Source organism: Pseudoalteromonas luteoviolacea, assembly GCF_021654285.1.
In the GTDB taxonomy this organism is placed as follows: Bacteria; Pseudomonadota; Gammaproteobacteria; order Enterobacterales; family Alteromonadaceae; genus Pseudoalteromonas; species Pseudoalteromonas luteoviolacea_J.
Genome location: NZ_JAKFZS010000008.1, coordinates 242032 through 265126, shown reverse-complemented (window position 1 = coordinate 265126; position 23095 = coordinate 242032). Strand labels below are relative to the sequence as shown.

At 42.4% G+C, this 23095-nt stretch carries 15 protein-coding genes; 1 reads left to right on the top strand and 14 read right to left on the bottom strand.

Translation table 11 applies throughout. The annotated features are described in order from the left end of the window. Nucleotide 1: 1 nt before the first annotated feature. The 10 genes from L1077_RS09865 to L1077_RS09820 all read right to left on the bottom strand — a co-directional run bounded on the left by L1077_RS09865 (nt 2) and on the right by L1077_RS09820 (nt 8769). Nucleotides 2-358 carry a hypothetical protein gene (locus L1077_RS09865; RefSeq protein WP_237136676.1) on the bottom strand — a complete coding sequence of 119 codons (357 nt, stop codon included), beginning with the start codon at nt 356-358 and terminating at the stop codon, nt 2-4. Between the two features lie 288 nt (nt 359-646). Beyond that, entirely contained in the window at nt 647-1228 is a 582-nt protein-coding gene (locus tag L1077_RS09860; protein WP_211037531.1) for a hypothetical protein, read from the bottom strand. Nucleotides 1229-1231: 3 nt separating this feature from the next. Continuing rightward, nucleotides 1232-2392: an RHS repeat-associated core domain-containing protein gene (locus L1077_RS09855; protein ID WP_237136675.1), complete on the bottom strand. Its 1161-nt coding sequence runs from the start codon at nt 2390-2392 to the stop codon at nt 1232-1234. A gap of 95 nt (nt 2393-2487) precedes the next feature. After that, nucleotides 2488-3219: a hypothetical protein gene (locus tag L1077_RS09850; protein WP_237136674.1), complete on the bottom strand. Its 732-nt coding sequence runs from the start codon at nt 3217-3219 to the stop codon at nt 2488-2490. Nucleotide 3220: 1 nt separating this feature from the next. Next, entirely contained in the window at nt 3221-4321 is a 1101-nt protein-coding gene (locus L1077_RS09845; RefSeq protein WP_237136673.1) for an ATP-binding protein, read from the bottom strand. 211 nt (nt 4322-4532) lie between these two features. Next, on the bottom strand, nt 4533-5519 hold the full coding sequence (locus L1077_RS09840; RefSeq protein WP_237136672.1) for a tyrosine-type recombinase/integrase: 987 nt from the start codon (nt 5517-5519) through the stop codon (nt 4533-4535). Beyond that, nucleotides 5512-6012 (bottom strand): hypothetical protein, encoded by a 501-nt coding sequence (locus L1077_RS09835; RefSeq protein ID WP_237136671.1) that lies wholly within the window; start codon nt 6010-6012, stop codon nt 5512-5514. The genes L1077_RS09840 and L1077_RS09835 overlap by 8 nt, the downstream gene beginning before the upstream one ends. Next, nucleotides 6005-6751, bottom strand: a complete 747-nt coding sequence (locus tag L1077_RS09830; RefSeq protein WP_237136670.1) for an ATP-binding protein — start codon at nt 6749-6751, stop codon at nt 6005-6007. The genes L1077_RS09835 and L1077_RS09830 overlap by 8 nt, the downstream gene beginning before the upstream one ends. Further along, a complete protein-coding gene (locus tag L1077_RS09825; RefSeq protein WP_237136669.1) occupies nt 6744-8183 on the bottom strand; it encodes a Mu transposase domain-containing protein in 1440 nt (479 codons plus the stop codon). Before L1077_RS09825 ends, L1077_RS09830 begins: the two co-directional genes overlap by 8 nt. Before the next feature lie 343 nt (nt 8184-8526). Further along, nucleotides 8527-8769, bottom strand: coding sequence for a hypothetical protein (locus tag L1077_RS09820; RefSeq protein WP_237136668.1), 243 nt, complete (start codon nt 8767-8769; stop codon nt 8527-8529). A gap of 125 nt (nt 8770-8894) precedes the next feature. On the opposite strand from L1077_RS09820, the gene L1077_RS09815 reads away from it, so the two are divergent. Beyond that, a complete protein-coding gene (locus L1077_RS09815) occupies nt 8895-9953 on the top strand; it encodes a hypothetical protein (protein ID WP_237136667.1) in 1059 nt (352 codons plus the stop codon). Between the two features lie 262 nt (nt 9954-10215). On the opposite strand, the gene L1077_RS09810 is transcribed toward L1077_RS09815, so the two are convergent. From L1077_RS09810 to L1077_RS09795, 4 genes are read right to left on the bottom strand one after another with little or no spacing between them, the layout of a single operon-like run. Then, on the bottom strand, nt 10216-10725 hold the full coding sequence (locus L1077_RS09810) for a hypothetical protein (RefSeq protein WP_237136666.1): 510 nt from the start codon (nt 10723-10725) through the stop codon (nt 10216-10218). A gap of 10 nt (nt 10726-10735) precedes the next feature. Next, entirely contained in the window at nt 10736-18055 is a 7320-nt protein-coding gene (locus L1077_RS09805) for an FG-GAP-like repeat-containing protein (protein WP_237136665.1), read from the bottom strand. After that, nucleotides 17988-21608, bottom strand: a complete 3621-nt coding sequence (locus L1077_RS09800) for an outer membrane protein assembly factor BamB family protein (protein ID WP_237136664.1) — start codon at nt 21606-21608, stop codon at nt 17988-17990. The genes L1077_RS09805 and L1077_RS09800 overlap by 68 nt, the downstream gene beginning before the upstream one ends. After that, nucleotides 21605-23074, bottom strand: a complete 1470-nt coding sequence (locus tag L1077_RS09795; protein ID WP_237136663.1) for a hypothetical protein — start codon at nt 23072-23074, stop codon at nt 21605-21607. The genes L1077_RS09800 and L1077_RS09795 overlap by 4 nt, the downstream gene beginning before the upstream one ends. Nucleotides 23075-23095: the final 21 nt, after the last annotated feature.

The window sequence follows — 23095 nt, the reverse complement described above, 5'->3', positions numbered from 1 at the left end:
CCTATATTATTTCTATAAAGCTTTCTATGAAAGCTCTAAAGAATTTTTCATCAAATACTTGCTCAATAGGCATCACTCTACCATCTCGCAACACCCGATAATTCAATGAGTGTTGTACTGTTAAACAGTAGTCTTCCGCCAAGTCAAAATCACTAATTTTCCGCCATACCTTTGCAAGGCAACCATCATAAATACCGTACTGAATTTGTGGTACACTCCCTACTTTATGATTAGATATTATTACCCCAATAGAGTATCGTTCATCGATACCATAAAAATATATAAGAGAGCTATCAACCGACGGGCCTTTATTAAACCCATAACTTTCAACAATTTTTTTCAGTTCTGTCTTTTTCATAAAATAAATCTTGATTTTGATAACGGATTCGGAACAGCTCGACATTTTCCCCCTCTATTGATGCTAATTGCTTTGTTTTACCATCAAGAAGAGTTAAATGTATATAGCACTCCACTTGGACCACAAAGCCGATAGATGCGACCACACAGGTCAAATAGGCGCGACCAAAAAATCGGCGAAGCGCGACCAGAAACAGAAAAGCCCCAGCAGTTGCTGGGGCTCTCGGGTAATTGTAAAAATGACCTTCTATAAATAATTTAGGAACAAAAATGTGTATGTCCTATGTAATTACTTTATTTGATTTTTAGTTAGATTCGCTTTAATGCCGCGTACTAACTCTGAGAGATTGCCATAATACATTTTACAATTAGATACCCCTTTTTTCATGGATAAAAGTTTTTCAAATATTACTGGCTTAGAAAAGCAAGCTTTCGTATTAACCTTTTCTACTTTGGTCGAGTCACTTGCTATTTCATAAACACCTATCGAATAGCCAGTTGTTATAAAAAAATTATTAGTGCCAAATTTTCCAATACTACAACTTGAGCCCATGGATTTAGGGGGGTTATCCAAGAATATAAGCTGCTTTTGCCCTGCTTTAGCGTTTATTGAATAAACATTTAGACCTATAGTGACTACTTTGTCTTTTATTAAGGTTCCTTTTAAAGATTCTTCCACTTTGAGCTTGTATACAAAGCTAAAGCAACTACCTTCGCTAGGCTTCTGCAAAACTTCAAGAACCGTACCTATTACAATATTCTCCACTTCAGTTACCGACATTCTGTCTGTCAAACTAAAGTTGTTATAACTGTCTGCAAATGAACAAACGGGGAACAAGGTTAAAATTAATAATATAATTTGCTGCTTCATTTACTAGTCTCCACACATACTAAAAGATTTACAACGTTTAATGCCTTCTAGATTAGCATTTACGTGGGCCCTAAGGTTATTCCCAGTGTCAATACCATGGCGATGAGCAATTTCATGACCCAACAATACATGGCCATTTTCTAGAGGGGTAAAATTTCGCGTAAAGCTTTCCCCATTCGGCAAGTATCGTGAACCAGAGAAACCCATAACAGCTGTACGGTATAATATAATTTTATCTGTAATAAAGTAATTTATATGTTCCGCATTTAGATACCCCCTTTTGGATCCAGCTGGTGAACTCCTGAGCCATGTCTTGAACTTTGTCGCATTCTCAAATTCAGTCAATACAATTTTACCTTTTTCAGTAACCTCCCTTCCAACATAAATATCCTTGAACACAACGCGTTTCTCATCTCCTTTTATTTCTTTAAACCTTTGCAGCCTCTCTTCTTCGGTGCCCTCAGTCTCAAAATCTAGATTACCTTTACCTGAAGCATGGCTATGCTCACCCCAATCAGCCCTCAACACCGTAGCAAAAGCAGCTGTCATAGCGCCATTCGCAAACTTGCCACCTGTAATCGTAGACACTGTACCGCCAACAATAGCAGATCCAATAATTCGATTCAGAGGGCCTTTCCCAAACATGCCACCAGTGGCCGAGCCTATACCTGCACTGATAAAACCATGACCAAATTTACCATCCTGCATCACAGACATCATTCCTCCAGCGAGACCACTAATTGCAAAGCCTTCAAAACCACCAAGGCCAGCGCCACCAATTGCGCCAAATATGGCTCCACTAGCCGCCCCTGTCAGCGCGCCTTTAAGTGTTCCCGTTGAGATAGCACCATTAACAGCACCAGCAGCAGCTCCACCTAGCACCAATTCTGTCGCAGCCAGTTTAGCCATCTCCCCAAATGTCCAAGCTCCAGTCGTCAGTCCAAATGTCACATATGCGCCGCCTATCGCCGCTATCGTCCGCCAGTTTTTCTTCAAGAACTTCCCAAGCTTCTTAAACAAATACCCACTCGGATCTGTATAACTCAGTGGATTATTCAGCACATAACTATACGCGTTATAGTTCTGCAAATTACTCGGCGCCTGAACAAACGGATCCGCCTGCATAAATCGGCCAGTATCTGCATCAAAGATCCGACCATTCATATGAGCGAATGTGATCTTGGGATACAAATTAAATTAGTTGTATGGGGAGCAACATACATTGAAGCTCCCTTTACCCCCATTAAAAAATGTGGAGATCAGTTGCCAGATATAAAATCTTGGCCATATTGGTGGAAGAGAAAAATAGGGAATGCGCTGAGAACAAAAACAATATTCCTCTGTTCAAGTGCTTGGCATTGAGAAACGGCAATATCTAATTGCTCTGGAAGGGCTAACTGCTCTAGATCATTTTCAAGTAGATCACTCACTACTCTGCAAGCTTTTTTAACATTAAGCTCGACCAATGTGAACCACATATTCTTAGAAACTTTACGGGGATCGCTTAATTCTTTGACTCCTCGAGCTGAGAGTTTTTTGTAATTCACACATTCTTGAAGAGTCACTACCTTGTCCATAAACTCGTCAATACTCTCTAGGTCTCTTATAGCTTCAATCATAGGGTAACTAATGAATAGCTTCCCCATATCTGTTTCATCTGAGAAGTAGTCAACCATATCTGTAAGTTTTTGCTCAGAGTATTGCCCGTCATGACAGTCCATATCGAAAAACAAATAGATTTGGTTAATGTCATCTACTTCGTAACCGGCAAGCAGCTCTCTATTTTTTGGAACATCTTTTGACTCCTTAATAACTTCTAATGTATCTACAGCATACTCCTCTTTTACTAACGCTTTATAAAGTTCGTAAATGTCATTGCCAAAGCTACATTTAACAATATTACTCCCATCAAGAAAGTGTTTTTGTAAATTGTTAAAATATTGATGTTCTCGCTTTTCACCTTCAAAAACGCATAGAATGACACTTTGCATTTTAAGACAGCCCTTTATAAATCTTTTCTAGGTTGTGCGCTTTACGTAGCTCTTTATCAACCAGTGAGTAGAAAGGTTTCTGCACATCATCAAGTAAAAAATAACAGTCTGGTCGCAATAGTTCATTAGACATCAGGCTAATATTATGCGTAGTTAACACTGTTTGACACTGAAGCTCTGACAACTTCCGAACAATGTTTTTTGATAGTGAAAAATGATAGTAAGCGTCAAACTCGTCTATGAAAGCAAAGCTAATTTCATTGCTTAATAACTTAAGATACCAATAGTAGAAAACCCCCAAAGACATAGTTCCTGTTGAAGCAACAAGTGAGAATTCAATATTTTTACTACCGAAAACAAACTCAATAACTTCATCATACTTTGGGCCATTAATTTGGAGCTTACATTCAACTCCAGACGCATTTAAAAACTCTTCAAAGTCTTTTACTTTGCCTTTTTCAATAATTGCTTGTGACAACCTTTTTGAGTCAATCACCTGCCCATGAAATTCTTTGTTTCTATTAAGTGTTCTGAAAAATACCATTCCAGCAACAAACTCAATAAATTTAAAGAATGTACTGTTAACTGTATTGTCGGCCAACAGTGCAGAAGAGCTTATAAATTTTACAGCAGAAATTGCACGTGAGGAAAAGTCATTTCGGAGTGATTCAGCTCCAATAAATCCAAACTTTGCAATATCACTATCTCGCCTATCTAGCTGAAGAACAAGCTCAGAATCAATTGTTAGCTTTTCATAAACCGTAGTTTTGAAATCGGATTTCCCATACTCATAAACAACCTCTATACCATCGAAATCGAACTGATATTTGAATTCAGCTAATTCACTTTCTGAATCAGCATTTAAATAATTAGAACTCAATGAAGGTAGGACGTTTACATCATTAAGGTGACAAGTAATATCTAGGATCGCTAGCCCTAGATTAGACTTACCCTTACCATTTTTACCGTAAACCATCGAGTGCTTGATTAGGTCACCACGCAAAACATTGCTGTTAAACTCATATGCTTTACGAGATCTAAAATCAAACTCAAACCAATTGTTAAAGTTTCTAAAACCTTTAACTGCTACTTTTACCAACATAGTAGGTCTTCCGAACAAAACGTTTTAGTAACTCTAACATAAGAACGATATTTGCCGTAAAAAAATTACGGCAAATATCGTCAAGAATGCATCGTTTCTTGCTTTAACCTAAATTAGAACTTTAAAATACTCCTTCAGCTTGCATCAATGTGATTAAAAAAGTCGACTGCATTGCTGCAGTCGGCTATGTATTTGCCTAAAGTTAGCGCAATCAATTCAAATAACCTTTTACTGCAAGCCCTTTAGGTGCCTCACTCAGTGCTGCGGGGTGACACCTACTTAACGTCTTCCTTAATTGCAGTTGCGTCACTGTCAAATATACTTGCGTTGTAGAGATATCTGAGTGTCCTAGGTATTCCTGTATGTCTCTTACATTTGCGCCATGTTCCATCAGGTGTGTTGCCGCAGAGTGGCGCAGTGCATTGCATGCTGCACCAACATCCAAGCCAGCCATTAACAGGTACTTACGTACAAGCCTGCTTAATTGTGCGCCGTTAAACTTTTTTCCTCTGCTGTCTAAAAACACATGTAAACTCGAGCAAAGTGATGCTAACTTGGGTCGAACATGCTTTAAGTACTGACTCAACCAAAATGCAGTCCTAGGATAAAGTGGAATATATCGACCTTTTCCACCTTTACCTTTTTCAACAAGCACAAAACACTTTTCACCTTCAAGTTGTATATCTTTCAAAGTGAGCTCTGCCAGCTCCATTCTTCGCGCCGCCACACCATAGTAGCACTCTAAAATAGCTCTATCCCTAAGCCCATACATGCCAAAATCCACTGTTTGGCTCATCAACCACTCAACCTGCTCTTGAGTGAGTAAAGCCCTTACAACCGGCTTGGGGGCCTTCGGGCTTTTGGCATTCTGTAAAGGGTTACTCTTTAAAATGCCCATAAACATGAGCTCTTTATAAAATGTTCGAACATCCGTGGCCCGTTTACGGCAAGTCGTAGGGTTAAGCTTTGCATGAGTTTTAGGGCTTACATAGCGGCAAAGATAAACCTTATATTGGTCGAAGTGCTTTTGGTTTACACCTGTTAGGCACTGTTGTGTTTGCGTATGCAACCAGATCAAAAAAAACTGTAAATTATTACTTTGCTTTTCAACAGTATTAACTGAGTAGCCATCTGCAAGGCGGCGCTCTCCGTAGCTCTCTAGTATAGATTGCTCAAACACAGTAATAGACTTATGCATGATTAGCCTCCTCATACTTAGATTGAAGGGTGATAGCCATCAGATAGGCTGTTTTTAAGTCCGAAGGTGGCTTATATATCTCTAATTCACTTTGAAATACAAGCCACTGCTGCCTGCTACAGTGACCAGAGCATCGACCTATGCGCTCACCGTAAATAGCGTGAAGTGCTGAGCCGCAATGCAATAAAACGAGCGCTGAGCCACTAAGCCTTTCATGACCACTTGGCTTCAATATTCCTAAACGCTTAAGCGCACCGCGTAAGAGCTGCCCTTCTTTACTGCGCGGTGACAAAAGCTGGTTTCCCAACGTCCTATTTGCATATCCAAGTAAAGGCAGACAGAGCTTTTTGGTCTCCAGCCGCTCGTTGAACCACTGAATAGTTTCACTCGACGATAAAAGTGACTGACGATAATAATGGCTGATCTGTGGTAATGTCTGCTCAAAAACGTTCTGGTCAAACTGTGCCACATTCGAGGGTTTTGACTTATTCATTGTCTTCTCCCTCGCGTGCAATACACCTAGCTGAGTCGCCTTCCAATTTTATGACATGTGCATAAGATACAATTCTATCAAGAACTGAATCAGCTAAAGTATGATCTTGAAACGCACCATACCAATCTTTAGTATCATACTGTGATGTGATGATCAGTGATGCTTTACACTCTCGTGACTCTATGAACTCAAACAGTAAATGACGCTCTCTATCACACAAGGGGGCAAGGCCCCAATCATCCAATATCACTATATTCGTACGATTCAATTTGTTTCTAAAGCGCTTTAGATTCATTTCATTTTCCGCAGCGACTAACTCCAACAAAAGATTGTAAAAACGTTTAAATAGTACTGTGATACCCTTATTCATCGCCGCATTGGCAATTGCACAAGCTAGATGAGTTTTACCGACCCCCGTTTTACCTGTGATCACAATGTTTTCGTTTCTGCCTACCCAATCGAATTCCATTAAAATGTCCGCGAGAAGTCGTCGATGCTCGATATGGCGTTTAAAACAGTCTTCAATGGTCGCATCTGGCCACCTGAGGTGCGCTTGTTGCCCCATTCTAGCTCTGCGCTTTACATTGTCAGCATCATATTGAACTTGAAGTAACTCACGTAAACGGTCCTCAAAAACCATGTTTTTGTATGCACTTTCTCGATACTGTTCTTCAAATGCAATTGACAGCTCACTTAAACGTAAATTGGCACACAACTGCTTAATTGTTAGTTTATCCATGAGAAGAGCCTCCATAGTATTCAGGTCCACGAATGTTATCGTGTTTGAACCCAGGTTTTGTTTCGGCTAAAAACTCCCATGGTCTCGCCCTTGCGACCATATCGACGTAAGTAGGATGATATTGTTGCTTTTTCAGTGCGTAAGCGCAGGCCATTTCAAAAACAGCTGCACCAACTTTGTTACAGCATTTCTGAAGCGCTATGCACCGCTTACCAATATGTCGAGAGCGCGTGTTTCTGGTAAAGTCATATTGCTTTAGCGTCATCTGTTGAGCAGCAACACCTATCTCATGCCCCCAAGCGACAAAAAACTCTTTTGTTTTTTCAGCATCCTTTTGATGGGCAATAGGCATATGTTCTCGAACAATCGTCGCGCCACTTGTGCGCTTGCTAACATGATGTTGAGTAACGAGTTCATGTCGGTTGAGTATATCCATTACACCATTTTCATACACGCGTATTTCCACCCGCTTTCCAATATATTTATGGGGTACAGAATAAAGATGCCCTTCATATGAAATCAGGTATGTTTTTGGAACCGTTAATAACTTCTGATAAATGATGTGCTGATATTCATGTTTAGGTAAATCGGCCAGTGTGCCTTTTTCACTTTTGTAAAATAAGTCATCCCGACTGAATGATTCAGATTGAAACTTAGCAGCATTTATCTTGTTCACTTCACGAAGAATATATGCATTCGCATCATCCACACTGGTAAACATCATGTCTTGCATATAATTGAGAATGCGATACGTCACTATACTGACACCATTTTCGGCCAAAGCATTATCCTGCGATTTTGCTACACGCGATGTATCTGCTAAACAGTTATAAAATCTAAAAAAATGTTTTGCTTCATCCGTATATAAAGGGAGTAACCCCGACTTTTTAACCAACGCTACTGTATTATCACTATGGACCACTTCAGTAACGCCGGCAAAAAAATTAAATGCCTTTTTAAGCGCTAAAAGCCAATCCCTGGTGGTCATACCCCGAGTAGCAAAAGCAAACAACCTTTTTGAAAACCCCAACACAGCGACAAATACAAATAAGCGAGTTACTCGGCCATTTTCTTTCACTGAAACAGTTAGCCCTGCATAGTCGATAAATAGGCACTCTCCAGGCTCATAAAACTGTTTCATTGACGCTTGATATTCTAATATCATTTGTCTGGCTAGAAATTTAAACTGTGTTAGCCGATAAGCCGTTTTTTCATCTACTGATTCGTATTCTAAGAACAGTTTTGCCCAAGTAAGCCTTCTTTTCCCCTTCCTTTTTACTCTGGTTTCGATGATCCGTTCTTTGCTGGGCAAGCGTTTACCTTTGCGTACTCGCTTAATTAAATTAGGATAAAAAATCTTAGCGATAGCGTCATCGCTAATAGAGTCAACATACGCAAAAGACAGCTGCGATTTTTGGACGATTTTCTTCATTTTCCCAAATACTTGATGGGAACAATTAGTAAGTTTTCCTCCCTCTCGGTTACTACAATCAGGCCTAAGTTCACAGACCCGTGTGATTTCTCTGAGTTTATCGAAAGTTAGCATAAATACCTCCAAAAAAGGCACACACCCACTGACCAGTCACATTGTATGAGTTGACAGGTTATCGATTTCAAGCTTTACTCAAATAGTCGGACGCAAGAAATTCGACTATTTTAGAGAGAGCCAAAGCTACAACTTTGGCTTTTTCGCTTTATGTGCCGTAACAATATTTAGGTTCATGTGTTTTTTGTCACTTTTTCCTCCCATATGCGATTCATCCAATTAGCCACGTCTATAGAAAACGCAAACCTGCCTTTTCTATTATTAATCTGGAATACTGGAATACTGGAATAGGTAACTCTTTCTTTTGAATTGCTTTCCTGTATGCATTGTGACTTGGGTAGCCCAACACTCGCCATACTTCTGCCGGAGGGATCAATACACCGTATTTGGCTACCAAGACCTTTTCAAAGTCAGGCTTACCTGAATCTGAGTGTGTGGACCCACTTGGCAAATTGCCTGAAACCGCTGACATAGACCCTCCCATTCACCTCATTGACACAATCAATATTGCAAAAATAGCACTAAACTTAAAAAGTGCTACCGTCACTTTTTTTAAAAAAGTGACAGAAATAAACTCAGAATTCGTGAGGTAACTCAATGATAGATATAGACCCACTCACGACTCCTTGGCCACAACATGTAATTTTTGCGTTTAAATTAAGCCCAAATACAGCATATTTACGTGGACAATGTTGGCGTGACCTAGTCGCATATAAGAGAGGCGCAATCCCCAGTGCACAATATTTTGATCAACTGCTAAAAAAGAAATGGATAAATAAGCAGTCAGATAAACCGTCGAGTACAGCAAACAGGATCCAATCCGGGAAATATGGTGTTAGCTTGCGTACTAGAAAAACCGTGTGTAAAGAGTCTTCTTTTTATCTGTGTGAAGAATTTTACCAAAGCCCTTTATGGCGCCTTTTAGATCCTTTGAAATTTAGCCGCGAAAACATCAAAAAATTATTAACCGGGCTTCCTATACACATACCTTACAAACTCCTACTTCCATACTCATCAACTGATATGCCGTATTTTAAGCCTATAAAGAAACGTCTTTTACAGCCCGGCCGTGACTTATTTCTGATACACCGCTTAATATATCTACTTATATTGTTCAGATTTCACAAAATCAGTTCAAAAATAAAAGTACACATGGCACTCATGGAAAAAATAAAATTACAATTAGCTGTGTTAGCATTTGAACCCTATGTTTTCCCACATATTGAAAAGATTTTATATGCAACTTCTCAACTTAAAAATGACGTGTTATTTTTCAATTCAGATGGTGAAGATTATTTTAGAGGAATAGAACTTTATCACTTCATTACAAAGCTAAAATTTTTATATCACCTTTATTACAAGGCATTTAGCTTAGGGCGAGATAGGAGCTTTTTCAAATTTATAGAATTGTATATAGAAGCTGATGAGGACCAAATCATCGGCGAGCTAGAAAATGTTCACGCTAATATTGAATACAGCATACCAACAACAGGAAGAGGATTATATTGGCTAACAAAGAATCTGAACCAGATCAGACATAAATCATACAGAGAACCACTTCCTTTAAGTCATAGATTTAAAACTGACTTGGCAGAATACTTACAACTTTTTCCAAACCGTCAGTTGTACCCTAAATTATCACTTCCTCACAACTGACCAACCCGTTTTGGTTAAATTTGATTGACCAAAGTGGTCACGGACAATCGACCATGTGGCAACAGTAAAGTGACACCGCTGGTCACATACACCGCTATATACAATTGTATATAGCACTCCACTTGGACCAGAAAGTCGATAGATGCGACCACACAGGTCAGATAGGCGTGACCAAAAAATCGGCGAAACGCGACCAAACATGAAAAAGCCCCAGCTAATTCTGGGGCCTTAGATTGCGTATCTTGTATAATTAATTTGAAGTTCAGTAATTATCCAAAGGCAACTCAATTACATTCGATCTAAAATAATTTCCATAGCTAGAACCTATTATTTCAGCGCATAAAGTATCTTGCACCTTAATTTGTTTTTTTAAAACAGCGTAGTTTATATAAAGTTGATATTTAAAGTCAGCTTTGCCTTCGACGCTAGGTTCATGGTCATTAATCAAATAGTATTCTATTGTTTTCCCATCTAAAAAAACCGAATTGAAAGCTAACTCCGGCATGTCCTTTCCATCTTCACACAAACCAATACTCGCTCTCAAAGTTGTTGACTTGTTTAAACTTAATGCAAAAAGTTCAACATCAGATGAAATCGTTAGCTCTATTAGCTCTCTGACTTCTGACTTTTTCTTGTAATCTGGAAAAAGTTTAACCATTTTTCGCTTTACTTTTTCATATTTTTGAAACTCAATTTTTGGGCTGCTACCAACTCCATGCGTAGTGCATGAAGCCAGTAACGATAGGTAAATTATCATCAAGTATCTTTTCATAATCTTACTCTTAATATTTACAGAAAACCTGGCATATTTGGACATGATCTAGTTGTTTGTACCTTTGGTGAGATGTTGCATAATTTGCTGGTGCCGAATTCCAAGCTCCACCTACAGTTGCAACAACATTGTTAAAGCTCTTCAAAGAATCTCCAGCGTCGTAGTTTTGCCACACTCCTGAATTTGCTGCAACCTTAGAAAAGTTAGGCTTCGACCAACCTACGGGATCTACCGTAACCAATCTAGCTACAGAGTGACCATCAGCAATAACTTGAGCGGCCATATCTGCACCATAACTATGAGCAATAACAGTTCCATTACCATTCCTTTGGTCTATCCATAACGCCAGTTCTTTATGTTGAGTATTCTCAAAATACACTGCTGAATCTTTTCCATATTTGTCGATGTGTTCATCGTATGCACTTCTCACAACTTTGTTAAATGGATTTGTGTCGTCTGTAGCACCGCCAACAAATGCCACGTTAGAGTTTTCAGGAATTGGATCCGATTTCCAATCAGCTCTCATAGCAGCAGCAAAGGCCGCAGAAATTGCTCCATTTGAAAATTTACCGCCTGTCAATTTAGATATCGTTCCACCGACTACTGCAGAACCGATTACTTGGGTGTAGGGATTTTTACCAAACCTTCCTCCCATAGCTGCCCCAATGCCAGCGCTGAAAAACCCTGAACTAAACTTTCCACCTTCCAAGTCAGTAATGATGCCGCCAGCCAAACCGCTAGCCACAAATGCTTCAACACCACTCAATGAACCTCCAATGCCTCCCATTATAGCGCCACTTAAAGCCCCTCTAAGTGCTCCTTTAAGCGAGCCTGATGTAATTGCTCCGCCAACTAAACCCGCAGCGGCGCCACCAGCAGTATATCCAATAGCAGCCGCCGCTGTTGCACTAAACCCTCCAGTCCCAGCTGCCCATGCAGAAGCCCATCCAGACGCAGCGCCAAACGTGTAATACGAAGCTACAGCCGCCACAGCTACTTTCCAATACTTCTTAATTCCTTTCAACAACTTCTTAAACAAATACCCACTCGGATCCGTATAAGACAGCGGATTATTAAGCACGTATGTGTAAGCATTATAATTCTGCAAATTATTCGGCGCTTGCACAAACGGATCCGCTTGCATAAACCGCCCTGTATCTGCATCGTAGATCCGACCATTCATATGAATGATGCGGTTCTCTCCGCCCAGCGACACAGGCTCATGCCCTGTATATGCTTTAAAGTTACTCGAAACACTATCAAATATCGGTAACTTGGCTTCCAATGCAAAGTGAGCTTGCACGTCCGACTCATCTAGCTTAACCTCAATTTGCTTGCCAAAGATGTCATAAGCAAAGCGCTTCAGTAACTTATATTCACTGTTTGTTATGGCAATGGTAGAGCCTTGATGGTCGGTAAACATCCATTTGGTCCTACTTTGGCCCGTTCCATAGTAAGTTTGTTGTGCATCATTACCAATATAACGATTAATGAATGACTCTTGCTCTGCACTACGCGGGATAGTCAGCTGTAATGCACCCACATAATATATCGTCTGGTTGGCTTCACTCCGCTTAAAGCGTCGGTTATTCACATCATAGCTAAACGTAACAAGCTCACCTTTGCTTTGAATTTCAACGGCTTTGTTACGTGCACTATATTTGATGCTCCGAATTGACACCGAGCCCTCTTTCACACTCGTTTCATTGCCGTTCGCATCGTATGAAAAGGTTTCACTATTTACAGTGCTCATTGCAGCGCTGCTCTGTGCACATGCGTTACCCACTTCTTTTGTTCGGCTAGTAATCGCATGCAGTGGCTTTGCGTCTTCGCCGTAGTTTTGCGTCCACTTTGCAATGATTTCAACGTTCGAGCCATCACACTTTGGCGTATCATGTACCCGATACTCTGCTTTAGTTTCCAAGTTACCAGATGCGGAGTACGCAAATAAGTCAACGCCATTCACGCCAAGAACACGGTTTAAATCATCATAATGATAATCCCTTTTTTCCATACCCAACTGTGCGCGTGACACCAAATTGCCTATGCTATCAAACTGGTAGCTATCTGATTGAATGGCAGCGTGACTCGTACTGACAATAGAGCTCAACATGCCCTTGGCATCATAGCCCACAGACATAGTTACGTTACCTTTTTGGTAGCTGATCACCTGTCCACGTTCGTTGGTATCTAGGATGCGGTAATAATTTTGACCTTGGCTACCCTCACGCGCTTCTGTTTTTGCACGCACTTGATTGTATGCATATTCAAACGCCACACCACGCGCCTCAATATACTCCTGACTCCCCCTGTGTAAGCGGCGGTAATCATCAAACTGCAGTGCAACACGACTGTATTCGTCATAGGCCGTTTGTTGGATCACACATTTACTGGTTAACGGATCTTTAAGCGCCGGATCAAGAATCTGTAAGTCATTACTGGCTGTATTAAAGGCCACTTTTGATGCGCAATGGCTTACCCCATCAAGGCTTGTTAATACTGCCGCAGTTCGACCAAAGGTGTCGTAATAATAATTTTGCTGCCAATCATCGCTTTGATTTGCAGACAACAACAGGTGCACATCTTCCGTGCTTGTACCATAGTGCCATTCACTGCTGCCTTCATTGATTACTTCTCCCTCTGGCGTCGTTTGTGTTTGCTTAATCTTACGACCAAAGCCATCGTAACTCATTGTTAGCACCACACCTCGGGGATCTGTCTGAGTCACTAGCTCTCCAAAGGCATTATAGGTGTACGACCAATCTCCACGATCTGCATCTGTTTGAGTCAGTTTACGACCCAGCGCATCATAAGACAGCGACATCAGCAACTGCTTGCCAACGGCTTCAGCATCAGAACGCGTGTCTTTCTTACTGCCGTCATCATAATAAGTGAAGTTAACCGCAGCCCCCCTGTTTTGACTTGAAGACACCACCTGACCCAGTATATTGGTGGTTGACGTCTTCACTTGATCAACCATGTCCGAGCCTGAAATTGTCGTACTCGAGACAAGGCCTGTCACTGTGTGGGTCGTGAGCGTATTCGTATTCGGGTCATCGACTGACGTCACTCTGTCTAACACGTCATATTTCGATGACACCGCATCAGAGCCTGCCGATTTAACCGTGATATTTCGACCATACTCATCAAACTTGGCGGTACTGATCAGCCACTGCCCTGTGGCATCGACTTTACTCGAATGATAGGGTCGGCCCATTTTATCGATGAACTCAACAGCAACCAATTCGCCGTTCACCTCTGTATTCAATTGCGCACCGCAATCTGCACCATCAGAACAATAAGTCATATATTTATATGACTGAGCACCTGTGCTGGTATATTGCCCGACTTTGCCTCCAAATTGGTCATACTGCGTGTCTGTTTCCACGTCATGCACATCTTGGACTTTAACCGCAGAGCCAAATGCATTACGGCTTAACACTTTAGGGCTGGTCATGACGAGCCCTGTATTGTCACTACTCCATTGCTCGGTGTAATTTATATAACGGCCCTCATTATCAAATATATACTTGGTGAAGCGCGTTTCTTGCTCACCTTCAGGGCAGCCCGAGTTGCTGGTTGCCGTTTGCGTTTTATTGCCAAGGTGGTCGTAACTATATTCTGTTGTCAGCTCCATGTTACAACCTAGGCCTAACCCAACAATTTCCTTTTGCAGCATATAGCTGTGTGCATGCCCGCCTGGGTAATAAGTGAAGTCACTGCTTCTGACAATGTTGCTACCGGTGTCACTCGCTGGCACAGACGTCGTCACCTTCGTGTTAGTCAACCTGCCGTATTTTTTCTCAACGGGGCTTGACCCATAGGTATTTTCTGTGAGTACTGTCTTCGCTAACGCCGCCAAGTTGCCATTTTCCCCAGCTGCGCCACCATCAATAAAGGCAGACACTCCGCCAACATCCACCTGGTATGTGGCTGTATCTAATTCAGTTACATTGGCATAACTGTCTTGCACTGTGCGCGTGTCCGTACAGGTATGTAAACCAATCGTAAAATCAGAATCAACAACAGCACTACATTCGCGAGATCGTGAGTTATACACTTGATAAGAAAGCGCGCCACCTTGTTGTGTCGTCGACACCTTTTCATACCCGTTTTTGGCAATGCTTAATAAGGTACCTTCTCCCATACGCTTTTCTGTTGAATAAGGCATACCAGTTAACGGAAAGGCTTGATGATAGCGTGTCGTGGTCGTAAATACTGTACCTTGCGCATCACCTGTGCCTTTCTTTAATACTTTGGTTGTCAAGGCTTTAAAGCCCAGCATACCGCGGCCACCAAATTGCACCCTTGCGCCTTGGTAATGGTACTCAACTTTGCTGCGTGTGATCGCACTATCAGTACTTGGGCTATCTGTTAGAACGCGACGAACCAGCGTGCTTGGCCCAATGACTTTTCTTACCTTTAGGCCATCTTGAGCAAACTGTGCCGTATCGGTTGCTAACTCTTCATCCAGATCACTATATACTTCTGGGTCAGTCATTAGCCCATAATGTACGGTGGTGTTAATACCAAACCCCTGTGTAATACCAGTGAGCAGCCCTTCGGTTGGTGATTGGGCGATATTATATTTAACTGTAATTCCCCACTCATCCTTAATGAGCATATCCGACACACCATCATTATTGTAATCAGCAAAAAACGCATAGTGGCCATTTTCATGGTTTATTGGAGCGTTAAAGGCCGAGTGAGTGACTTCTTCAAAGGTCTGTTGCTCTGGTGACCACTCATATTGCGTCCATGCGCTACCCGATCCGTTTTTGAAGTACAGCTCCACTTTGCCATCTTTATCCAGATCACTCAGCATCGGGGGGATATGTTCGGACACAGTGCCTGAGCGGTGCGTATCTGAATATGCAGTTAAATACATGGCCTGCCTAAATGCTGTTTCACTACTCGATTTATTCAGCAGCACTTTCCAGCGTTTAATATCATTATTTATAAAGTCAGACCCTAGATAGATAATATCAACAAGCCCATCGCCATTGACATCCGCAGGCGTGAGCTGCTCAATTTTGCCTTCGTATGCGATATTTAACCCACTAAAACGATTAAAGGTACCGTCTTTATCTCCCCCTTGGTTATAATGAACCGAAATACGTTTAGCCTCATAATCATCACATTTTTGGTGGTTATCACAACGTAAAGAGACAATATCCGCTAATCCATCAAAGTTGAGATCCATCACCTGCCAATCTGTGCCTTTTTGGGTAAAGCTGCCACGCGAATCAAACCCAACTTCTGAGTTCGTTGTTGTCAATCTGATTGAATCAGCGTAGCTGTTATCACTAGGCTGCCAAATTTTGACATAGAGGTTTGCATCATCTTTCTTTTGCTTGAAGAATAGATCAGCATAGCCATCGCCGTTCATATCAGCTGGCTTTATTTCTCTCATGTATTGCTTTGGATCCCAGCCTTTCGGTAAAGCATGGCTTCGTAAGGCACCCGACCCATCTAAACTGTACATCTCCCAGTATTGATCGTGGGCATTATCAGAGTGCTCCGCACGCAAATTAACAACCAAGGCGTGCTTGCCATCTTGATCTGGGTCCATCGCAAACAACACGACACTCTCATGGTCATCACCGCGTCCGATCAATTTGCAAGATAGTTCTTCTGGACGTTGATAAGTGTTCCCTTGATACACACATAGTCGATAAAACTTGCGGCCTTGATCGACGCGTACCAAGGTCACCAGCTCTGGTTTGCCATCACCTTGTAAGTCCGCCAGCGTGACAGCAGCCATTTTCTGCGGTTCATGATCCCAATCGACGGAACTCGCTATCATGACTTGGCTTTCAGCCTCAAAATTGAGTGCTGTCGCAAACGCGTCATAGTCAAATTTGATGGGCTTGCGGCAAACGCTATTGCGACACTGCTGCACTTGCTCTAACAGACGGACACCGTTATTTGCTGTCTTAAAGCTTAATGCGTACGTGCTGAGCTCGTCACCTAAGTGGTTTTTAACCACAATTTCTGATAAGCGCGCGCGCTGCTGCACCTCAGCTTGATCGACATAGCTGGTGCTACGAATTTCCCCCACGGAGTAATTAAATTCGACGCGATGACCGCTGTATTCGATGTAGCTCAGTACTCTTTCTGAGGCCCCGAGTGCACTAGAGCCCACAGCATCGGTATAGTGATATTTAATGGTTGTGGCATCTTGTCGTTTATTGTCTTGAACCTCACTTATCAGCCATGAAAGCGTCGACTCATTACCCTCACTATTGGTGATACTCACGCGACTGAGCGCCGTTTCACCATACTGTGAAGTCGACCCATCTTTGCCTTTTACCACAAACCAGGTGTTACCACCGCGCGACACACGCAATACAGACACTTGGCTGTCAATCTCTGTGACGTACTCCTGTTCAATCGTTGCACCATCAACAGAGCTCCCCGCAGAGCCCTCCGTGCTGATCAATCGCTGACCATTCAAACAGTAGCGGTCTTCGTCTGTGAGCGTCAGGCCTTTAAACTGACCGTCTTGTGCTTTTGTTTGACGACAGCGACTAATGCTTGACCCTGCAGCGAGGCTCCACCCCAACGCGACGGTGCTATCAGGGCTTTGAGAGTGATAATTGAGGCTGACCTCGGGTTGCACCCCCGTTATCCCCGCTGGCAGTGCAATGGGAATGCTATATGCCGCGGCACCTGACTCAGTGACTCTAAAATGACCAGTCGTTGGCTGTAACTCTGCGTGGTTACTCAACGCACTGTGGCTCAAGGTATGCTGACTGGCTTGGGTATTCGGTAAGACAACACTGATCGGAGACTCAATCGCACTGCTTTCAATTTTAAGCTGTACTTGATTAGAATAATCATTACTACACTGTAACCGCGTGCCATTATATTCAGTAGACACCTCAATACAGGCTTTGGCTTTAAAGTGATAAAGACCATTACCAAATTGCTTATACAAGGTTGTTAAGTTATCTTGGGCCCCCTTATCCGCGGAAAACTGTTGACCTAATTTATACGCTTCAGGGTCATGCTCCTCAAATAACTGGTATTCACTGACATGGCCGGTCGTTGAGACTTCAATACGTACATTGCCATTGCCGTTATGAGTCACTTTCAGCGTAGGTGCCACCAGTCCATCTCCAGGGTCGACAGGGTTAGAGCCCAGCTCATCTTCCGCGCGGTCGCTTAGCCCGTCACCATCAGTATCAAAGTCATAGTCGCAGTACAGCGTTTCCAAGCAATGACTGTATAAGTAGTAAAGTAGGCTCTTTACAGCACTTTCATATTGCGTGCGTGCATGCCCTAACAGTGCCATTGTCACATCTGCGCGGGTGACCCCCTGATTCAAGTACAGATACCCAATATGCTTGATTGCCCGACCCTAACTCGCCACCACTGAGCACAACTGTCGATGAGGCTTCGCCCAGTAAATAGTAAAATAGACGCTCAATAAATTGTGCATTACTTGCATTGGCCAAGTCAGGATTAGCGTTTATCAGCACGCTAATGATTTCGTTATAAGGGTGTTCATTGGCCAGCAAATAGGCCAAAAAACTTAATTCATTTTTTGTTGGTGCGCGCTGTAGCAACACATACATGGCTTTGGCAAGACCGATTACATCCGTATGGGATTGGTCCGGTTGCCACTGTGCGAGTTCCCAGGCTTTTAATTCCTGTGCATAGGCACTGGCCAAGCTACTCACATCTTGCCATTTAATTGCATTGGCACCAATCATACGATTATCAATCACATGTAACTCACCGTCTTGGGTTGTTACATAGATATGCCCTGACCCCGAAACGGTGGGTTGTAAAACTATCCCGCCACTTTTAGGGAACGCATAATGCCACTGAACATGGCCAGTTTCAGTACTGACTGAATAAAGTGCTTCATCCATGGAGCCCACATACAGGTTTTGCTGTGTATCTATGCCAGCCTGTGCTCTGATAGGGCCTTGGGTTTGTAAAACCCAGTTTAAAACCTTCCGCTTATTTAGCTCAGCTTGTAACGGATCATGGGTTAGTTTATAAAAGCGATGATTTAAACTGCCCACATAAATTTCATCGACCGCGTTGTTACTCATCACTAAAGGTTTGGCGACAATGGCATTAGATAAAGCGGCTTCAAATTGATGCTTCCAAACATCAACCAAACCGGTCGATGTATTTAATTTATATGCTCGCAAACCGTCAGTTTCACCAACATACAAATAATGATTTTCACTGACTGTGAACGCTTCACTCGACAGTTCTGGCCGTACTTCAGACCCCGTATTGTCAATGACTAAGGTGTCTTTTAATCCTTTTGACGCATTCTTTACGCCATTAAATAAGGTTAACGCCAACCCGCCATTTAAATAACCACGACAAGCACGCTCATTGACTTCTGCTGATATCGTATTGCCCAGCACTGTCGCGGGAAAACTGAATGTTTCGCCCGTTTTTCTCACTCGAACATACAACGTCTTATTCGGCGTAAAGCCAACGCCTTGTGCAGTTAACTGAAACGAGGTTTGGCCACTATCTAGCGCGTCTATTGTACAGGGTTGTATTTCACCCGCACTAAAAAAGGGCGCGATATGCTCTATCGTCACCTGCTGCCCGATTGTGCACTTATTTTGGCTGTTACAGGCTGTAATTTGATATGTATAACGACCTAAACTCGGGGCATTAACCTGAAATGATGTGGACAACAGAGCGGGTAATGCATGCTGTGTAAGCTCAGAATTAGGCTTGTCACTCGGTAATCCCGGCCATGAATGCAGCTTGTATTGCGTGGTAACACCGTCTGTATTTGCCTGCCACTGCACAGCATATGCCCCGCCAACTTGACTTGGCAAATCATCAAATACGGGCGAATGCGGTGCCATTTCAAAGTTTTCGATGTTGACGCTATTAGAATATTTTGTCTGGCTAGAGACAACATCATTGGGATTAGAGTTATTGTAATTCTCAGCAAAGGCTTCAACAAATAACGCTTTACCATGGTGTGGTACTTGGGTATGAATTGAGAAAGAATAGCTTGTCTGAGTCACATTAACATTGGTCTGATTTGTCACTACTTGGCCGTCAATAAACACCTTATAATGAATGCGCCTAGTATTACTCAACCCTGAAATAGTCGCGAGGTATTGACCATTGTCTGCCGACTCTTTTGTTACTGAGATCTGCGCAATACTCGGGGTATTTGGCACCGGGCTCTCAATACTCACTCCGGTCAACGATGTACGCGCTTTATTATTTTTGTTATCTGTGGCAACCAATGTATAGGTTTTGTTATAGCCCACATCAGCTGAAGTGGTCGTCCACTGCACAATGATGTTTTTTGCCTTAGACTCCCCTTTTTCAAGGGCAATGGGTAACGCAGGGCTAACGCTGACACCACTGAGCTTTCTGCCTGTCGCGTCACTGCCTTCAAATAACTCTAGCTTTGTGATGTGCGTGGACTGAGCACCCAGTGAAGATGCTTTGGCACGAAACACGACTTTATCACCAACATCATAATTTTTCTGTCGTGGATTGGTAAACACAACGCCATAATGGTTTTGAAAGTTAACCGTAACAGCATGCCCCTTGGGGTCACCGAGTATTTTTTTCGCATACACAGTGTAGATACGAGTACCCGCACTTGTACTACTCACGCTTTTAGTGCAGGGCTTATCTGAATGCGCACATTGTGCAAGGGCCGATGAACACCCGTTATCAGCATTTATACCGGTTACATTAAACGCACACAGGTGATAATCAGCTAAATCTGCCGCGCTATCAACTGTTGCGGTGAGTGTGATTACATCCCCTACAAATGGCGCAGTATTACTCGCGCTAATATGCGGCACAGGCGGTACCACACCATTGACTTTCACCGCTTTAATTGTAGATACAGCATCAGCTTTATCCCGCGCACGCGCTTGTATTGTCGTATCTGAGTATATGGTCAACGGGATTGTGCAATTAGCAGAATTTCCTCCGATTTGGCACGCATTGTTGTATGCATGTGTATTATTGCCAAAGAAGGTTTTTGCGCTCTCCCAGCCATTGCCGGCATTCAGCTCAAGGTCGGATAACTGATTGCCTGAAGCATCATTGATATCTGATGCGGTTATCACCGCCGCCACCTGGTCACCATACTTTACATTCACAGTGGGTGCTGAGCTGACCGATAACGCTCCTTTCGTATTGTTTACGCTCAAGGTAACGGTTGGGGGGGTATTCGCCTCCTGCATAGTGACTTTAAAGGACCCGGACACTTCATCACCCAGATTATCAATCGCTTTTACTGAAAACGTATACTGCTTGGCGGTCATGTCACTTTTTGACAGCGTATATGAGCAGGTATTGACCTTTGAGCTATTTGAAATAGCACAGGTTTTAGCACTTGTGCCGTTATATATTTTAAAAGACGTTAAATCTTTACCTGAGTCCGTAATTTCAAAGGTCGTTGTAAAGTCATGGTCCATCGAATGGGTATTGGAGTTACCCGAGTGAGTGCGAGAGCTAATGCTCGGTTTAGTGCGATTAACTACATTGATTGTTCTACGGCAATAAACCTGTGACACACAAAAATGAGGTTCAGAGTAGCAATATTCATGCTCATAAGTTGCTAGGTATGTACCTGCCTCACTAAATTTATAGTCAAATGGAGCTTCATGACCGTCATGTACTGTTTTATTTATTAAATATAAATTACCTTTTATTAACCTTACCTGACCGTCCTTCCAGCCGCTCCAAGGGTAAATATATGGTAAAACGTCACTCCCCTTGAGAAACTTTATATGGTTGTCTTTGCCAACTACTGTATTAATATCCGAACGCTCACAATGATCTTCAATGAAAATATTTGCGTAAATGTTTGCACTAAAACATACGGAAGTTACAAATAATAGCTTGATGAATGACTTCATATCCCTTCCCTCCAAACAACTTTAAGCTCCTCTGGAGTTGACTGTGTTTGCTGCCCAGCCATTTCACTCCTCACGACTGGCTCTGAACTTGAACTAAACCACTGGCTAAAGGACTCCATCACTGATGGCTGAGGGGCTTCTATAACCGCTGGTACATTGACCCCCATTAATTCGTTTGCTTGCTGGATAATGAACTGAGGCTGATATACATCAACATCTTGGTCCATCACCAATGCTGGCGTATTCACTATGCCTTTTGCTTGACTGATGCTCTCACGTAAGGACAACTTACGTATAAGCGTCAAATTATTATCTGGGTCTAGCACATCAATGGTGCCGTCTCGATGAAAGATATAAAGCCCTGTTTGCACCTGGGCTGGCTGTGGGTTACTTTGAGAAAATGACATGGCAAAGCGCTTCGCACTTGCAAAAAAGCCTAAATTTTCTTCTGGCGCCTGTCGAACTAAAACTGGGCTAGCCAGTAAATTGCTCTGTGTTGTATTTGTGCACACTTTGGCTGAACCATCTAACCAGCGCACATGGCACACTCGACCGGTATTATCAAAATGACTTTCGGTAAAGTATAAAAAGTCATTCTCTACTATCGGTGCGTTGTTAACCACACCGTCTAACTGTATATTCCAACCGTGACGCCATTGCACTTCCCCGTCACTGCTTCTAAGCCCTTGGTAAAAAAATAACAAACCGTCATGGGTTGCAAAAAAGAGGTTATCATCGTGCTCTACGATGCTGTTCTCAACAATATCAAGAGATGACTCATACAGCGGCTGCCTGTAGTGACCTTTATGTCCTTGCAGCTGAATTGGGAATTTGGGTTTAGAGGTTGCTAAAAGACTTTTACGTATTACCTCTCCATCAAAGCCGTAAACATTCAATGTAAACTCCGTCAGGCCATGAATCGGGGTTGTGGTCATGCCTTGAACCGGATGAAGCCCTGATTTACTTGACACCACTGAGCCGGCCACTTTTTGAGTGAGCGTGACACTTGACGCGCCTTTTACGGACCACCCTATGGATAATTGACCGCTTTCATTTGAGCGCGCACTGTTACTGAAAAATGCTTGAATATTAAGCGGCTCTTGAACACTTCTAATTTGAGACTGCCAATCTCCACAATCATATTGATGGCATGCCCTGACTCTAAATTGACCGGATGAAGCCCCAGCTAAATAATGCGTTTTAGTATAATTTTCACTGATAAACACCCACTGACCATTTATGGAGTGTTGAATTTGGTAATACTGTGCATCATCTACTTTCGACCAAGCTAAACTAACATCATTAGAACGATGATTAACTGACAGATAAGCAACCTTATCGGGCACTAATTCTATTGGTACAAATATAGTTATATTGCCAACACGAATAGGCGTATATGCTTGTTCAAATGAAGCGTTAACTGATATTGACAGTAACGCTAAAAAGGCTCCCAAAATACTTTTCACTTTTTCTCCTTAAAAGCGCAA

What these genes read in the sequence shown, in the direction of transcription:
- L1077_RS09865 (WP_237136676.1), bottom strand. Translation starts at nt 358, where the DNA reads ATGAAAAAGACAGAACTGAAAAAAATTGTTGAAAGTTATGGGTTTAAT.
- L1077_RS09860 (WP_211037531.1), bottom strand. Translation starts at nt 1,228, where the DNA reads ATGAAGCAGCAAATTATATTATTAATTTTAACCTTGTTCCCCGTTTGT.
- L1077_RS09855 (WP_237136675.1), bottom strand. Translation starts at nt 2,392, where the DNA reads ATGAATGGTCGGATCTTTGATGCAGATACTGGCCGATTTATGCAGGCG.
- L1077_RS09850 (WP_237136674.1), bottom strand. Translation starts at nt 3,219, where the DNA reads ATGCAAAGTGTCATTCTATGCGTTTTTGAAGGTGAAAAGCGAGAACAT.
- L1077_RS09845 (WP_237136673.1), bottom strand. Translation starts at nt 4,321, where the DNA reads ATGTTGGTAAAAGTAGCAGTTAAAGGTTTTAGAAACTTTAACAATTGG.
- L1077_RS09840 (WP_237136672.1), bottom strand. Translation starts at nt 5,519, where the DNA reads ATGCATAAGTCTATTACTGTGTTTGAGCAATCTATACTAGAGAGCTAC.
- L1077_RS09835 (WP_237136671.1), bottom strand. Translation starts at nt 6,012, where the DNA reads ATGAATAAGTCAAAACCCTCGAATGTGGCACAGTTTGACCAGAACGTT.
- L1077_RS09830 (WP_237136670.1), bottom strand. Translation starts at nt 6,751, where the DNA reads ATGGATAAACTAACAATTAAGCAGTTGTGTGCCAATTTACGTTTAAGT.
- L1077_RS09825 (WP_237136669.1), bottom strand. Translation starts at nt 8,183, where the DNA reads ATGAAGAAAATCGTCCAAAAATCGCAGCTGTCTTTTGCGTATGTTGAC.
- L1077_RS09820 (WP_237136668.1), bottom strand. Translation starts at nt 8,769, where the DNA reads ATGTCAGCGGTTTCAGGCAATTTGCCAAGTGGGTCCACACACTCAGAT.
- L1077_RS09815 (WP_237136667.1), top strand. Translation starts at nt 8,895, where the DNA reads ATGATAGATATAGACCCACTCACGACTCCTTGGCCACAACATGTAATT.
- L1077_RS09810 (WP_237136666.1), bottom strand. Translation starts at nt 10,725, where the DNA reads ATGAAAAGATACTTGATGATAATTTACCTATCGTTACTGGCTTCATGC.
- L1077_RS09800 (WP_237136664.1), bottom strand. Translation starts at nt 21,608, where the DNA reads ATGAAGTCATTCATCAAGCTATTATTTGTAACTTCCGTATGTTTTAGT.